Origin of the sequence: Flavobacterium sp. UW10123, assembly GCF_040538975.1 — a bacterium.
In the GTDB taxonomy this organism is placed as follows: Bacteria; Bacteroidota; Bacteroidia; order Flavobacteriales; family Flavobacteriaceae; genus Flavobacterium.
The window spans coordinates 190,074-205,785 of the sequence record NZ_JBEWQE010000006.1 but is presented as its reverse complement, the minus strand read 5'-3'; the positions used below and the strand labels follow the sequence as shown (position 1 = coordinate 205,785).

Genomic DNA, 15,712 nt, shown 5'->3' with positions numbered 1-15,712 from the left:
TCGAAAAAAATATACTCAATACTCAATTTTAATATTGAGTAATCATTTTGCTTTGTTTTTCTAGATCTTTAAAATACTTGAATAACTTTGAAGCCGCAGAATCGGCCATGTATTTTAAAAAATCTTCTTCAGGACGCGAATAAAACTCCTCTATAACATCACTATCTACCAGTATTGAAATTTTTGTTGTTCGTGCAAAAGACAATTCTTCTTGAACTGTTACAATTTTAGTAGTGTGAATCTTCAGTTTAGAATATTGGGCATAAAACGTGTCATAAAAATCATTTCCAAGCTTCGTTTTGGTATCATTGGTAACAATTCCAACCATTTCGATGCCATCTACAGGAAGAGATTTTCCTGCGTCAGATTCTGTTTCTTCTCCAAAAACAACTCGGTCTTTACCAATTATGGCATCTTTTTCATCATAAATCAACAACATTATAATCACTTCATCCTCTTTTGTATAATTGACTTGTGTTTTTGACAATTCAATTTTTTGAATGGGTTCTAATGTCGCTCTTCCGTTTTGTGCGTTGGTTGATTTATTTGAACTTGATTTGTTTTTTTTGAATACACTTAATTTATATGAAATATTCTTGAACTCTGATTTTAAATTTTCTGCAGTTCCGGTAATAAATAATAAATTCTCAATTTCTTTAACTTCAATTTTCGCTTTTACCTCTTTGTTGTACTCGGCTTGTGAAAATCCGTTTTCCGAAAAAAAAATAAAAAAAAATGCAACAATTATGTTTAAATACTTTTTCATGGCCTTAGCGATTGAATACGTAAATTGTACCAGAATTTCCAGATTGATTAATAATCATATCTTTGGATATTGAATTTGACCCTGTACTGAAAACAGTTAAATTATTGCCTTCCTGATTGACTTTCATTGCTTCGACTCCGCGAGAGTATGATGAGATATCACTTATATAATTGTTATTACCCGACTGTATATAGGATTGATTTATTTCGTCTGATTTTTTGTAGACATTCATGTAGTTGTTGTTACCAGTTTGCTGTGCAGTTACATAGGCATTATTACTGATAATATTGAAATTGGCCTGATTGAAGTTGCCAATTTGGGTGATTTTGACTATATTATGACTAATAATATATTGATTTGTGCTTTTGTTTTGATTGCGATTGTTGGATTCATTTAAAGCTATTACATAATCATTCATATTCCCATCAATAGATTGCGAGAACATATTTTCTATACTTAGAAATAAAATGACTATTACAATACTTTTCATAATTTTTTAAATAATAAAAAAAGGAAGAACTGATAAATCTAATTCTTCCTTTTCTTGTTTGTTTAGTTTGCCTGTAGCACCACGCTGCCATTTAAGAACCCTGCTTGAGTAACAGTACTAACATTTCCCCATCCTAATTGTGCTGTCAAAGCATAGTTAGCAACTCCATATTGATCGATACTAGAATAGTTTCCAATTCCAAGTTGAATTGTTGTAGCTGAATTAAATAATCCTTCTTGATAAGTTTCAGATTCATTGCCGAAGCCAAATTGAAAAGCATTAGCATCGTTGCCCCAACCTATTTGAGTTGCACTAGAACTATTAAAGAATCCGATTTGTGTTAGATCAGCATTATTGTCAACTCCAAATTGGAAAACTGTAGCACTATTTCCTAATAGTGGACCTTGGTCAATATCTGAAGTATTTCCCCATCCAATTTGTGTAACTGAAGCAGCGTTTCCAATACCTTCTTGATCAATAGTTGATGAGTTATCAACACCTATTTGAAGAACAGATGCAGAATTTAAAATACCATCTTGGTGAACATCTGAATCATTTGATCCAACTTGAACAACTAATGCTCCATTTAATAAACCAGCTTGGTCAACATTACTAGTGTTTTGTGCCACGGCAACACCTACAAACAGCATCGCGGAGATGCTTAAAATTACTTTTTTCATAATAAATATATTTAATTGGTTATTAATACAACTTATTATGTAGGTTCTTTTGTAGGTTTATATTTCTGGGCTGGAAAAGAGGGACTTTAGATGTTTTTTTGAGAACAGTTTTATGCTATTTTCTCAACTTCATGATCAAAATTAGAAAACTTTAGTCAAACCAAACCCAAGTATAAACACCTATTTTACAAGATATTAACCTCTTTTCGACAAACTGTAAAACTATCTCGATGAACTGCCAAAATGCCTTGAAATTTTCATAAGAAAAAAGATACTTATTACAATTTCTTTACATTTGGGTCTATATAAGTGGCAAAAATGCCTTTCGGGAACCAAATTTTTAATATAATCTCAAAAAAAAGCCTGTCTTTTCGAGACAGGCTTTAACAAATTGTTAGGTTACTATTATTTGGTAAATAATAATTCTCTGTATTTGGTCAATGTCCAACTTTCGTCATCGACTAATAATTCTAGTTTATCACAGTGATTACGAATTTCATCAAAATATGGTTTTACATTATTACAATATGCTTCTGCCATTTTTTGAGCATCTGTAAGCTGATTGGCTTTTTTTCTTTCATTAGTCATTGCCAACACCTTAGAATTGATTCCTTCTATATGGCCTGAGATTTCTCTAATTAAAACAATCTGCTCTTTAGCTAATGCTTCAAAGTCTTTTCCAAAAATCTCTTTTAATCCTTTAACGTTGTCAATTAAAGTATTTTGATAGCGAATTGCAGTTGGAATAACATGGTTTCTTGCAATATCTCCTAAAACTCGTCCTTCAATTTGGATTTTTTTAGTGTATTCTTCCAATTCGATTTCGTATCGCGCCTCAGCTTCAACATGATTAAAGATTCCTAATTGCTCAAATAAATCCAATGCTTGTTTAGAAACTTTCGCTTTAATAGCTTCTGGAGTAGTTTTAAAATTACTTAAACCTCTTTTTGCCGCTTCTTTTTCCCAAGCTTCACTATAACCGTCACCTTCAAAAAGAATCTTTTTAGATTGCTTGATGTATTCTCTTAAAACATTAAAAATAGCATCGTCTTTTTTCATGTCTTTCGACTCGATTAGGCCTTCTACTTCATTTTTAAAGTCAATTAACTGTTTTGCAACAATCGCATTCAAAGTTGTCATAGCATTTGAACAGTTTGAATTTGAACCCACAGCTCTGAACTCAAATTTATTTCCTGTAAAAGCAAAAGGCGAAGTTCTATTTCTGTCTGTATTGTCTAATAATACGTCTGGAATTTTACCAACAACATTCAATTTCAAATCTGTTTTTTCTTCTGGCGAAAGTTTTCCTGTTGTTACGCTTTCTAATTCAGATAAAACCTTTGTTAATTGAGCTCCAATAAATACTGACATAATCGCTGGTGGCGCTTCATTTGCTCCTAACCTATGATCGTTACTTGCTGTTGCGATAGATGCTCTTAATAAAGTTTCATTATCGTTAACCGCTTTAATGGTATTAATAAAGAAAGTCAAAAATTGTAAATTGCTCATTGGCGTTTTGCTCGGACTCAATAAATTAACGCCAGTATCTGTTGCCAATGACCAGTTGTTGTGTTTCCCTGAACCGTTTACACCTTTAAATGGTTTTTCATGAAATAATACTTTAAAATCATGACGTTCAGCCACTCTCTGCATTACATCCATTAATAAAGAGTTGTGGTCAACTGCAAGATTTGTTTCTTCAAAAATCGGAGCCAACTCAAACTGATTTGGTGCAACCTCATTATGACGTGTTTTCACAGGAATACCCAATAACATACATTCCTGCTCTAAATCTCTCATATAAGTAAGAGCACGAGTCGGGATAGATCCAAAATAATGATCATCTAACTGTTGCCCTTTTGCTGAAGTATGTCCTAATAAAGTTCTTCCCGTCATCATTAAATCAGGACGAGAATTTGCCAATGCTTTATCAATCAAGAAATATTCTTGTTCCCACCCTAAAGTTGCTGTTACTTTTTTTACGTTTTTGTCAAAATATTTACAAACCTCTGTTGCTGCTTCATCAATTGCAGACAATGCTCTTAATAAAGGAATCTTATTATCCAACGCTTCACCTGTGTAAGCAATAAATACTGTCGGGATACATAAAGTTGTACCATATATAAAAGCTGGAGAAGTCGGATCCCAAGCTGTGTAACCTCTTGCCTCAAAAGTATTTCTGATTCCTCCGTTCGGGAAACTAGATGCATCTGGTTCTTGCTGCACCAATTGTGCACCTCCAAATTTTTCTACAGATTCACTTCCGTCATAAGACGTTTCAAAAAAAGCATCGTGTTTCTCTGCCGTTGTTCCTGTCAATGGCTGAAACCAATGCGTATAATGAGTAACACCTTTAGAAAGAGCCCACTCTTTCATTCCCATGGCAATATAATCTGCCAGCTTTCTGTCTATTTTTGTTCCGTGCTGGATAGCATCTCTTACTCCTCTAAAAGCATCTGAAGTTAAATACTGCTTCATTGCCTTTTCATTAAACACATTTGCACCAAAAAGATTTGATTTTCGGCCAATTTCTTCAAAATGCACCGGCTTTCTGTTAGAAGCTTCTTGTAAAGCTTGAAAACGTAATGTTGACATGGTTATGTATATTTTAAATTCGTAATAATTTTCATTAAAAAATGATCAGCAAATATAAACAATTAAAATACCTATTTGGAATATAAATTTTAGATTTTTGAACTACAATTTTTCAACATAAAATGCTTTTTTCGAAGAATAATGAATTCAAATCACAGAAATATAACAAAACTGTACGGTATTATTGATTAAATAAACATTTTTTCATAATTTCTTAACTCAGAAATTCAAAAATGAGCCTTAATTATTACGAATTTATTTTTTTAAGGTTAATAAAATTGCTTTTTTTAAAATATACCCCTATCAAAATTATGCTTATCCAAAAAATTATACTTCATAAAACAAAATAGCCCCCTAATTTTTGGGACTGAAAAAATAAATCTATATTTGACCCAACGAAAAAAAACAAAAAAATTAATTTATATTATTATGGCTAAAATTAAGTTAGAGTACATTTGGTTAGACGGATATGAACCAACTCAAAATCTTAGAAGTAAAACTAAAGTTGAAGAGCACGAAAACTTCAAAGGAACATTAGAAGAACTTGGAAATTGGTCATTTGATGGTTCATCAACAAGACAAGCTGAAGGTGGATCTTCTGACTGTTTATTAGTTCCTGTTGCAATTTATCCAGATCCAACTCGTATCAACGGATGGTTAGTAATGTGCGAAGTTATGTATGCTGACGGAACACCACACCCTTCTAACGGTAGAGCTACAATTGATGATGATAATGATGATTTTTGGTTTGGATTCGAACAAGAGTATTTCATCATGGATACTAAAACACAACTTCCACTTGGTTTCCCAGTTGGAGGATACCCTGCTCCACAAGGGATGTACTACTGTTCAGTAGGTGGAAAAAACACACACGGTAGAAAATTAGTTGAAGAGCATGCTGATTTATGTATTGCTGCTGGAATCAACTTTGAAGGAATCAACCAAGAGGTTGCTTGCGGACAATGGGAGTTCCAATTATTCGCTAAAGGAGCTAAAAAAGCTGGAGACGAAATCTGGGTTGCTCGTTACTTACTTGACCGTTTAACTGAGAAATATGGTTACTATATTGAATATCACCCAAAACCTCTAGGAGATACTGACTGGAATGGTTCTGGTATGCACGCTAACTTCTCTAACACAGTTCTTAGAACATGTGGTTCTCAAGAAACTTACGAGAAAATTTGCGAGGCTTTCCGCCCTGTTACAAAAGAGCACATCGCAGTTTATGGAGCTTACAACGATCAACGTTTAACTGGTAAGCACGAAACTGCTTCTATCAACGATTTCTCTTATGGAGTTTCAGACAGAGGATGTTCTATCAGAATTCCTTTAATGACTGTTCAAAAAGGATGGAAAGGTTGGTTAGAAGACAGAAGACCAGCTTCAAACGGAGACCCTTACAAAATTGCTGCTAGAATTATCAAAACTGTAAACTCAGCAATATAATTTAAAGCTTAAGCTATATTCTAAAAACGCCAGCATTATTTGCTGGCATTTTTTTTACCATAAACCCGACACAACGAGCCCCACTGTTTGTCATTCCGAGGAACGAGGACACGAGCGATAGCGAATTGGCGAAGCAATCACACTCGGGATTCGACAAAGATTGATGACATTCTTTGCGGAGTTTCTAGTGTGATTCCTCGTTCCTCGGAATGACAAAACTAAGAGCAAAATTCAATAAACTAAAAAAACAAAACAACCTAAGCCTCAAAAAAACCTATAACTTTATAATACTTAACATTTTACAAATAATAAATATTACTTAATTTTAGGATTAAATTTAATTTTTAAGTTAGACTTCAAAACTTATCTTTGTAAATCATTAAAAAAAATCATTATGATAGTCTGGTCACTCTTTTTACTTGCTGTAGTTTTTATTCTTGCTTTAGACTTAGGTGTCTTCAACAAAACACCCCACATCATTAGCACAAAAGAAGCCAGCAAATGGACCTTGGTTTGGGTTACTTTATCTTTCCTTTTTTCGGGAGTAATTTATTGGCTGTATACCACAGACTACATTGATAATCCAGACAATTTGAAACCAGCTGTGGCTTCAATGAAGTTTATAACGGGTTATTTGATCGAACTTTCACTGAGTGTCGATAACATCTTTGTTATTGCTATTATTTTTGCTTCTTTTAAAATTCCACAAAAGTATCAACACCGCGTTCTATTCTGGGGAATCTTAGGTGCTATTGTTTTCCGCGGATTAATGATTTTCTTCGGCGTTATGCTGATAAATAAATTTGCTTGGACAACTTATGTATTTGGAGTTTTCTTAATATTTACCGCAATAAAAATGCTTTTTTCTGGAGAAGAAGAAGATTTTCACCCAAAAGACTCTTTTATCTATAAGGCTTTAGGTAAAATTATGCCGATTACATCAGAAACTGACGGAGAGAGATTTTTCATTTCGACCAAAACTGCAAAAAAAGCAGCTACTCCATTATTTGTAGCTTTAATCGTTATCGAAGTTATGGACGTTTTATTTGCTGTTGACAGTGTACCTGCAATTCTTGCCATTACAAAAGACCCATTTTTAGTGTTCAGTTCAAATATTTTTGCTATTCTTGGATTACGTTCTATGTATTTCTTCTTAGCAAATATGCTGGCAAAATTCAGTTATTTAGAATACAGCTTGGTTGCTATCTTAGCTTTCGTTGGATTAAAAATGCTTTTACACGATTTCTTCCACGTTCCAGAATGGGCTTCTTTAGGATTTATTGCTTTATCTCTTCTAGTAGGAATTTTAGTTTCTCTTAAATTCGGACCAGAAAAGGTTTTAAATGATTCGTCAAGCGAAGAATAATTAGTTTCAAACATATATTCATAAAAAAAGGAAATCTCGCGATTTCCTTTTTTTATTGTAATCACAAATTAATTTTTATTACTTTTCTTATAATTTAACATTAAAAATTAAAGAAATTACATATAAATATTTATTTTAGGACTTTTTAATTTAAATTTTTATCATGAAAAAAAATTACTTATTTCTCATTGCGACATTAATGCTAAATACTTTAATGTTTGCACAAACCGTTATCTTAACTCCAACAGCGGTAAACAACACCAATGTAAATTCTGGTCCCATTAATTTGTCTTCTATACCAACTTCGACTATCTCATTAAACGTTAAAGTTGATATTCCAAGTAATGTCGCTGTTAGCGATTACGGAACATTAAAAATATATTATTCTAATTCAAGTGTATTAAATGCCAATGTTACGTCTGGGGGAGATAGTGGTACTTTATTTTTTGGTGGCGGAAGAACTGCAACCCGAAGTATTGTAATAAACTTGTTCTGGAGTGATTTCTCAACTTCTGGCGGATTCATTTTTGCCGAATACAAAAATCCTGCAGGAACAGCTTACAGAAGTTCAAATTTAGCCGTGATTAAAAATTCATCTGTAAATTCAGGAACTACCCTTAACCCTCCCGCCGATGCTCCAAACCCTACAAAAATTGCAAACACTTTGTGTTGTAATCAAACTGTAAGACTAGGAGACAAACCACAACCTATAACTGGCTCTAAATTTTTAAATCCGTACGAAAATGAACCATATGGCATTAAAGCAAGTTGGGAAACGAATGGTATTCCTCGCCCTCCTAATTTTTTAAATGTCGACAATATTAATCATAACATAACTCTAGATCACACAACTGCTCTTGGTAGTTTTACAGTAAAAAGAATGCTAGGTTATCGCTATCTTAATGATTACCCTAATACAAGCAATCTTATTACTATTACTGTTGTTCCTTCACCAATTTCAAGCAATTATATTGGACTATTTAACGGATCAAGTCCCAATGCAGACGGATATTACGAGTTTTCAAGTGTCGGAACAATAAACTTGAGCGGAAATTCTCCTCAAGTAAATTTAAACATTCTAAACAATCCAAATCACATACCACAAAGAGGAGATGATTTAGCTAATGTAGAAAGCTATAGATGGGAATATAAAGATATTAAATACAACAGTAATCCATGGATTACTATTCCAAATGAAAATAGTGCTTCTGCAGATTTTTTCGCCCCAGAACCTCAAAGAAGTGAAGACATATACTATTTAATCAGGAGAATTGCAATCTATAAAAATATTTCAAGGGTAAGCGAAGAATTAAAAATTCTAGTTAGAGGAATACGTTTTAACAATACTATTTGTTGCGATCAATCATTAAAAATTATTGATAAAAATAATTTTGAAAAACCTTTAACAATTAACGGCTCAACTCCTCTTATTGACAATTCATCAATAGAAGGCACGAATTTCAGTATTCGCTCCACATCATTTCAATGGCAAGTCCGAAACTTAAATCGCACATCATCAGAATGGGTTGACATACTTAATGCAACAGACAAAGACTATCTACCCACTCAAACACTTCTAGTAAAAGAAAGCGGAAATAGAGGAGGAGGTTATATTTTTGATACTAATTACCAATATAGAAGAATTGTTAAATCTAATTACAATGTATACAATAATAAATGGATTTCAGGAACCCTCGCAAGTTACAGCAACGAAACATCTTTAAATGGAATCTACAACGAACCAACGATCTCCTTGTTTCCGAATCCAACATCATCAATTTTAAACATACAAAGTCCATTAAATTTAACAAATAGTGAAATTATTATTTCAAATATAACTGGAAATATTGTCAATCATAATAATTATTCAATAATAAACTCAAATTTAATAAGTATAAATGTATCAAACTTTGCAACTGGTACTTACTTTATCACAATACAAACTAATTATCTTAAAATAACACAAACTTTTATCAAACAATAATTAGAACACAAAAATAAAAAAAGGAAATCGTAAGTAGACTGCACCCAAAAGTTTAGACAAATTTATTATTAAGTTTGATAATAATGAGCTCGATATTGTATCGGGCTCATTCCTTTTAAATTAAGTTTTATCCTGTCATTATTGTAATAATTTATATACTCAATAATCTCTTGTTTTAATTGATTAACGGAACTGTATTTTTTAAGATAAAACAGTTCAGCTTTTATTATTCCAAAGAAATTTTCAATAACTGCATTGTCAAGACAATTCCCTTTTCTGGACATACTCTGTTTAATTCCTTTTTTCTTTAAGAGATATTGATATTGCTTCATTTGGTATTGCCATCCCTGATCAAAATGCAATATTAAATTAGTTTGATTTGGTATTTTTTTAAATGACTTCCTAAGCATCGATAAAATTTGATTAAAATCGGGTCTTTCAGATAAATCATAACTCACAATCTCTCCATTATATAAATCAATTATTGGAGATAGGTATATTTTTTTGCCCGTCACATTAAACTCCGTAATGTCTGTTGCCCATTTTTCATTTGGCATTACGGCTTTAAAATTACGTTTTAATATATTGGGAGCTATTTTACCTTGTTCTCCTTTGTATGATTTGTACTTTTTTGTCCGAATTAAACTTTTTAAGCCTAAAACATTCATTAATCTCAATACCGTTTTATGATTAATCAAAACTCCTTTGTTTTTGATTGCCAAAGTAATTCGTCTGTAACCAAATCTGCCTTTGTGTTGGTGATAAATCTTCTCAATCAGTGCTTTTAGATCTTTATATTTATCAGTTATTTGATGTTTTTTTACGTAATAGTAATAACTGCTTTTTGCCATATTCATATGTCTTAACATATTTGCTAAATCATATTGATGCCTTAATTCTATTATGGCTTGCGCTTTGTATTCTTGATTTCTTCGGCTTGAACTAAGGCATTGAACTTTTTTAATAAAGCATTTTCACATCGAAGTGATTCTATTTCTAATAAAAGCTCTTCTTCTCTGGTCAGAGTTTTACTAGATTTCTTTTTGGCTCTTTTATTAGTCATCGATTTTGGTTTTCCTTTTGGGTTTGGTTTTAAGCCTAAAATTCCCTGAGCTTGGTAATTCTTCTGCCAGCCAATAATAACTGATTCACTGGGGATGTTAAATTTAACGTAGGCTTCTCCCAAAGATAGTGACTTCTTCTTGATTGCATTTAAAACTTTTTGCTTAAAATCAATAGTGTAAGATTGATTTTTTCTAGGCAAAAGACTTTCCTTACCCAACTTTCGGTAAAAACTAATCCATCTGCCTAAATTCGAAACCCGCAGAACGTTTTCTTTTGCAACGGAATTAAGTGATCGATTCTTTTTTAAAACTTCCTCAACACAGTAAAGTTTAAATTCATAGTTGTACTTGACTTGACTTTTCTTTCCATAAAAATGCCCCCAAATAGTGTCTAACTTTTTGGGGGCAGTTCACAAAGATTTCCTTTTTTTATTTATTAGAAATATTAAAGCTTCATTTTTTGAACTTGGCTTTCACTTAGTTTAGCAGCTTTCATTACATCATTAAGATTATTTTTATTTACTGATGCTGCAAAATCTGCTGGAACAACAACAATTCTAAAAATTTGATTTAACCTATAATCTGCTGGAATAGTTCCTTGATCATTTCCATCTAAATAAATATTCACATAATTATAAGTAAAAACATATTTTAATGAAAAATCTCTAGTTCCATCATCAAAATAATAAGTTTCTGGTAATGCTTGCCAAACTGGTCTACCTCCATTATCAGTACCATCAAAACGATAGACTAAAACTACATCTGATTCTACTAACGGTACAGGAAAATTAAACCTAACGCTGTAATTATTATTAGTAGTAAAATTATAATAATTAGGAGCTACATTTTCATAAACTGTTCCAACTCCATTATATCCATCTTGCCCTGGAGGTCCCGGAGGCCCTTCTGGTCCTTCACAGCTAGAAAATGCAATTAAACCGATAACTGCAAATAAGGTAAGTATCTTTTTCATAATTATTTTTTTTAAGTATTATACTATAAAGGTATTCCAAAAATCAAACCAAAAAAAGTACTTTGGCTTATTTTACAATAAAAATATCCTTATTTTTTCGCAGTCGCCTGATTTTTAGCTAGTATTTTATTAAAAAATAATGCATGGTACGGAAGCGAATTTTCCCAGTAATCCCAAGTATGCGCTCCTGGACGTTCTGTATAATCGTGGTCAACTTTATTATAAACCAATCTTCTGTGGAGCTCTCTATTTGGCTCGATTAAAAAATCGTCTACTCCGCAATCTATTATTAATGGTAATTTATTTGTTTTTAACTTATCAGCCATTCTTAAAACAGAATTTTGTTCGTACAATTCGGTATTTCCGCTTTTATCTCCAAAAACAGGTTGCATTAATTTTACAATTTGAGCAGATGAATCTCTATTAAGCATTGTGCTCATATCTACCGCACCGCTCATACTTCCTGCCGCACAAAACAAATCGGGATGTCTGGCCGACAAGTACAAAGCGCCATGACCGCCCATAGAAAGCCCTGTTATTACTCTTCCGTTTCTATTACCAATTGTTCGATATGTTTTATCTACTTTCTGTATCACTTCTTGCGTAATAAAAGTTTCAAACTGACTTTCTTTGTTCACAGGACTATCTATATAAAAACTAAACGTCTCTCCTTCTGGCATTACGATAATCATATTGTATTGATCTGCCAGATTATGAACCAGTTTTTTGTTTGGCGTATTTTTAAGCCAGTCGCTAAAATGTCCGTATGCGCCATGTAGCAGATACATAACCGGAAAAGTGGTTTTGCTTTTGGCATAAGAATTTGGCAGAACTACCGCCGCTTTATAGGTTTTACCCATTGCGGTACTAGCAACTTGAAGTGTGTCTACTTTTGCAGCGTATGTCATGGTGGTAAGACAAAGCAAAAATGCAGACAAGAGCATTTTAAATTTCTTCATTTTGATATTTTTTTTCTGATTAGGGTTTGTAAATATAACTTTTTTCAGAATAAAATATATGAAAAATCCGACTGGTTTTTGATGCCGCGAATTGCACTAATTTTCACTAATTAATATAAATACTCTCTCATAGAAAAATAAAAAAAAATCCGATTAGCTTTTGACCAATCGGATTTCTGTTTTTTTTGCCACAGATTAAAATGATTATTCGGATTTTTCAATTTATACTTCAAACGCAGAAAAATAAAAAATCAATTTAATCTGTGCAATCTGTGGCATAAAACTTTAACTAATAATAATCTTATGTTCATGACGGTATTGCGATGCGCTTTTACCAGTATATTGTTTAAACGATTTACTAAAGTGGCTGAAATTATTAAAACCGCTCTCATAGCAAACTTCATTAATACTCATAGGCTGTTCTGCCAAAAGCTTAGAAGCGTGAACTAGACGATATTCATTTACAAACTCAGTAAATGTTTTGTTTGAAATCTTCTTGAAATAACGGCAGAAAGATGGCGTAGTCATACTCACCAGACTCGAAACCTCATCTATAGAAATAGATTCCTGAAAATGATCTTTCACAAAATTGAAAACCACATTCATACGATCATTATCCTGAGTCTGTAGTTCCATCGAAAATCCGTCGGCGTTTAAAATGGTATATTCCTCAGCCGATTCCAGTTCGTCTAAAACACTCAAAAGTGTCATTAGTCGCTGAAATGGAGGTTCGTTTTCCATCATTTCAATTTTCTTTCCGATGCGCTTTTTCGTTTCACCGCCAAAAGCGATTCCGCCTTTAGCCTGTTTTAATATATTCTGAACTTTTCTCATTTCGGGAGCCACAAAAAAGTCGCTTCCTAAAAATTCAGGTTTAATATGGATAACGGTTTCCGTTGTATTTCCCGTCTGCTCATTTGTAAAGCCGCAATGCGGCAAATTAGCTCCTATTAAAAGTAAACTACCGTTGGTATAATAAGAAACATGGCTTCCTATTTGTCTCTTTCCTGCCCCACCATTTATATAGACCAACTCAATTTCTGGATGATAGTGCCATAAATGAGCTTTACTATTGGTCTTTTCGGCGTGTTTTGCGTAGGTAAAAGAACTTCCGTATGAGTTAGTTATCACTTCAAGAGCTGGGGCAATTGTCTTCATGATAATTTCTTTAAAAAATAATAGCAAATTTAACAAAATCACCTAAAATAATTTATATTTTAACCTATAACGGTTTCGTAAATGCGAATTTTACATTAAAACAACGTTCTTAACACTGAAATATTTACATCAAAATAGGCTTTTTTTTAGGGTCTTATTTTTTTTCATGACTTTTTTTCTATTTATCCTATTTAAAACCCATTTTAATACCAATATGTTAAAATTTGTAAGAAAAATAGAAATTTTAAGAAGTATTCAGTTTTTTAAAAAATTTGAATAAAAACAATCAAATTAACAAAAACACAACATTAAAGTCAAATTTTAACATATAACGGTTTCGTAAATGAGAATATAGCATATAAATTGGAAAATATAGATGTTAAAATACCACACCTGTCGCTATAACTTTGCATCAGAGAAATGAACGAAAAAAATTTAATACTATAGAATATGAAAAAGATTATGAAATTAAGTTTAGTATGCGCAGTGCTTCTAACAGGAATGAGTACTTATGCAATTGATGGAAATGAAGCGTTAAATCTTCATGTATTAAAAGGAAATGGCAAGGTAATTGCTTTTGGAATTAATCAATTACAAAAAGCAGTTATTAGTATATCTGATACAAATGGTAATGTAATCTATACTGAGAATGCTTCTGGTAAAGACGGAATTTTAAGAACTTTCAGTTTAGAAGAATTCCCACAAGGAAAATACATTTTGGAAGTTTCTGACAGCTTCAAAAAAGTAAAATACGATATCACTGTTAACGCTAATAGTTCTGTTTTATCTTCAAAAGGTACAGTTTCTGTTAACTAAGAAAATATTAAGGTTAAGTGCAATTCTTCACGGCACTTAAAACTTTATACTCTAATACAGTATAAAAAGTGAGGTTAGATAGTTAGTAAGTTAAAAACTTTCAAAAGTTTTAAAAACGGTTCTTTGTGGTTACTGAGCCGTTTTTTTTTGCTTTATACTTTGGAGTTTTCAACCGCAAAGTTTTTTTACCGTACAAAGATTTACGCAAAGTTCGCAAAGTTTATTTTTGACAAAGCTTTGCAGTTAAATTCACGTATTTTTTTTAACGCAAAGGGCGCAAAGGTCACGCAAAGTTCACAAAGTTTTTTTATTAAAGATCATGCATATAAATGCAAAGTTCGCAAAGCTTTATTAGGATAAAGCTTTGTGAACTTTTTTATTATATAAAATTTACTCAAAAAAAAACTTTGCGTGACCTTTGCGCCCTTTGCGTTACCATACACAATCCAAATAAAAACTTAGTACCTCAGAATCTTAGCACCTTAGAACCTCACCAACATTCCTACATTTTATAAAGAAATCGTTATCTCAATATAAATTAAAAATCATTAAAAACGTTGAAAAATAATAGGTGTTTTGTCAAAAACGATAAATATAATTCAAATTTTAACCTATAACGGTTTCGTAAATGAGAATATAGCATAGAAATTGGAGAATATAGTATTGATTTTTTACTTACAACTAAAGTAATTTAGCATCAGAGAATTAGAACTATTAATTTAAAAACTAAATACCATGAAAAAGATTGTTAGATTGAGTTTAGTAGCAGCATTGCTTTTCACAGGAATAAGCACATATGCAATTGATGGAACAGCAGATTTTAATCTGCATGTAATTAAAGCTAATGGCAAAATGATCACATTTGGTCTTAACCAAACACAAAAAGCCAACCTAGCAATTTATGACAAAGACGGAACTTTAATTTATTCTGAAAGCGCTTCAGGCAAAGACGGAATTTTAAGAACTTTCAGTCTAGAAGAATTTCCAGAAGGAACTTATTTCTTAGAAATAGAAAATAATGCAAAAAAAGCAAAATACGAAATCACTATAACTGACGATTCAACTGTTTTATCTCAAAACGCAGTTTCTTCAGTTTATAAAGCAGGTTTTGCTAAAAATACAAGTGTGGCAGCACGCTAAAAAAGTTTATGCTTTCATAAGTATAAAAGTGAGGTTAGATAGTTAGTAAGTTTAAAAACTTTCAAAAGTTTTAAAAACAGCTCTTTGTGGTTATTGAGCTGTTTTTTTTTGCTTTTTACTTAAGGTTCTGAGATGCTAAGGTTCTAAGGATCTAAGTTTTTGAAAGATTTTGAGATTCTAAGCTTTTTTTATGCAGTATACTTATAGATCAATATTTAAACGTTAAGGATAAACTTAGAACCTTAGTATCTTAGAACCTTTTTTTGTAAATAAAT

General features: G+C 32.0%; 14 protein-coding genes. 5 read left to right on the top strand and 9 right to left on the bottom strand.

All coding sequences use genetic code 11. The features are described from left to right. Window positions 1–28: 28 nt before the first annotated feature. The 4 genes from ABXT06_RS09120 to ABXT06_RS09105 form a co-directional block, all read right to left on the bottom strand. On the bottom strand, window positions 29–766 hold the full coding sequence (locus ABXT06_RS09120; RefSeq protein WP_354590471.1) for a CsgE family curli-type amyloid fiber assembly protein: 738 nt from the start codon (window positions 764–766) through the stop codon (window positions 29–31). A gap of 4 nt (window positions 767–770) precedes the next feature. Then, entirely contained in the window at window positions 771–1,256 is a 486-nt protein-coding gene (locus tag ABXT06_RS09115) for a hypothetical protein (RefSeq protein ID WP_354590470.1), read from the bottom strand. A 62-nt stretch (window positions 1,257–1,318) separates the two neighbouring features. Further along, window positions 1,319–1,936, bottom strand: a complete 618-nt coding sequence (locus ABXT06_RS09110) for a hypothetical protein (protein ID WP_354590469.1) — start codon at window positions 1,934–1,936, stop codon at window positions 1,319–1,321. Window positions 1,937–2,341: 405 nt separating this feature from the next. Beyond that, window positions 2,342–4,531, bottom strand: a complete 2,190-nt coding sequence (locus ABXT06_RS09105) for a glutamine synthetase III family protein (protein WP_354590468.1) — start codon at window positions 4,529–4,531, stop codon at window positions 2,342–2,344. A gap of 429 nt (window positions 4,532–4,960) precedes the next feature. Here ABXT06_RS09105 and ABXT06_RS09100 point away from each other — a divergent pair, with 429 nt between their 5' ends. The 3 genes from ABXT06_RS09100 to ABXT06_RS09090 all read left to right on the top strand — a co-directional run bounded on the left by ABXT06_RS09100 (window position 4,961) and on the right by ABXT06_RS09090 (window position 9,327). Next, window positions 4,961–5,977 carry a glutamine synthetase beta-grasp domain-containing protein gene (locus tag ABXT06_RS09100; protein WP_111424307.1) on the top strand — a complete coding sequence of 339 codons (1,017 nt, stop codon included), beginning with the start codon at window positions 4,961–4,963 and terminating at the stop codon, window positions 5,975–5,977. A 394-nt stretch (window positions 5,978–6,371) separates the two neighbouring features. Continuing rightward, window positions 6,372–7,343, top strand: a complete 972-nt coding sequence (locus ABXT06_RS09095; RefSeq protein WP_354590467.1) for a TerC family protein — start codon at window positions 6,372–6,374, stop codon at window positions 7,341–7,343. A 163-nt stretch (window positions 7,344–7,506) separates the two neighbouring features. After that, window positions 7,507–9,327 (top strand): T9SS type A sorting domain-containing protein, encoded by a 1,821-nt coding sequence (locus ABXT06_RS09090; protein WP_354590466.1) that lies wholly within the window; start codon window positions 7,507–7,509, stop codon window positions 9,325–9,327. 68 nt (window positions 9,328–9,395) lie between these two features. Here the strand turns inward: ABXT06_RS09090 and ABXT06_RS09085 are convergent, their stop codons facing one another. From ABXT06_RS09085 to ABXT06_RS09065, 5 genes are all read right to left on the bottom strand, one after another. Then, window positions 9,396–10,292, bottom strand: coding sequence for an IS3 family transposase (locus tag ABXT06_RS09085; protein ID WP_354590532.1), 897 nt, complete (start codon window positions 10,290–10,292; stop codon window positions 9,396–9,398). Next, a complete protein-coding gene (locus ABXT06_RS09080) occupies window positions 10,229–10,609 on the bottom strand; it encodes a helix-turn-helix domain-containing protein (RefSeq protein WP_354590465.1) in 381 nt (126 codons plus the stop codon). Before ABXT06_RS09080 ends, ABXT06_RS09085 begins: the two co-directional genes overlap by 64 nt. A gap of 227 nt (window positions 10,610–10,836) precedes the next feature. Beyond that, window positions 10,837–11,364, bottom strand: coding sequence for a hypothetical protein (locus ABXT06_RS09075; RefSeq protein WP_354590464.1), 528 nt, complete (start codon window positions 11,362–11,364; stop codon window positions 10,837–10,839). Window positions 11,365–11,453: 89 nt separating this feature from the next. Then, window positions 11,454–12,323, bottom strand: coding sequence for an alpha/beta hydrolase (locus ABXT06_RS09070; protein ID WP_354590463.1), 870 nt, complete (start codon window positions 12,321–12,323; stop codon window positions 11,454–11,456). Window positions 12,324–12,608: 285 nt separating this feature from the next. After that, window positions 12,609–13,481: an AraC family transcriptional regulator gene (locus ABXT06_RS09065; RefSeq protein ID WP_177210325.1), complete on the bottom strand. Its 873-nt coding sequence runs from the start codon at window positions 13,479–13,481 to the stop codon at window positions 12,609–12,611. 450 nt (window positions 13,482–13,931) lie between these two features. Here ABXT06_RS09065 and ABXT06_RS09060 point away from each other — a divergent pair, with 450 nt between their 5' ends. Together ABXT06_RS09060 and ABXT06_RS09055 are read left to right on the top strand one after the other, a co-directional pair. Beyond that, the gene (locus tag ABXT06_RS09060; protein ID WP_354590462.1) at window positions 13,932–14,297 is read left to right on the top strand and encodes a T9SS type A sorting domain-containing protein; all 366 of its coding nucleotides are present in this window, start codon (window positions 13,932–13,934) and stop codon (window positions 14,295–14,297) included. 735 nt (window positions 14,298–15,032) lie between these two features. After that, window positions 15,033–15,437, top strand: a complete 405-nt coding sequence (locus tag ABXT06_RS09055; RefSeq protein ID WP_354590461.1) for a T9SS type A sorting domain-containing protein — start codon at window positions 15,033–15,035, stop codon at window positions 15,435–15,437. Window positions 15,438–15,712 lie beyond the last annotated feature (275 nt).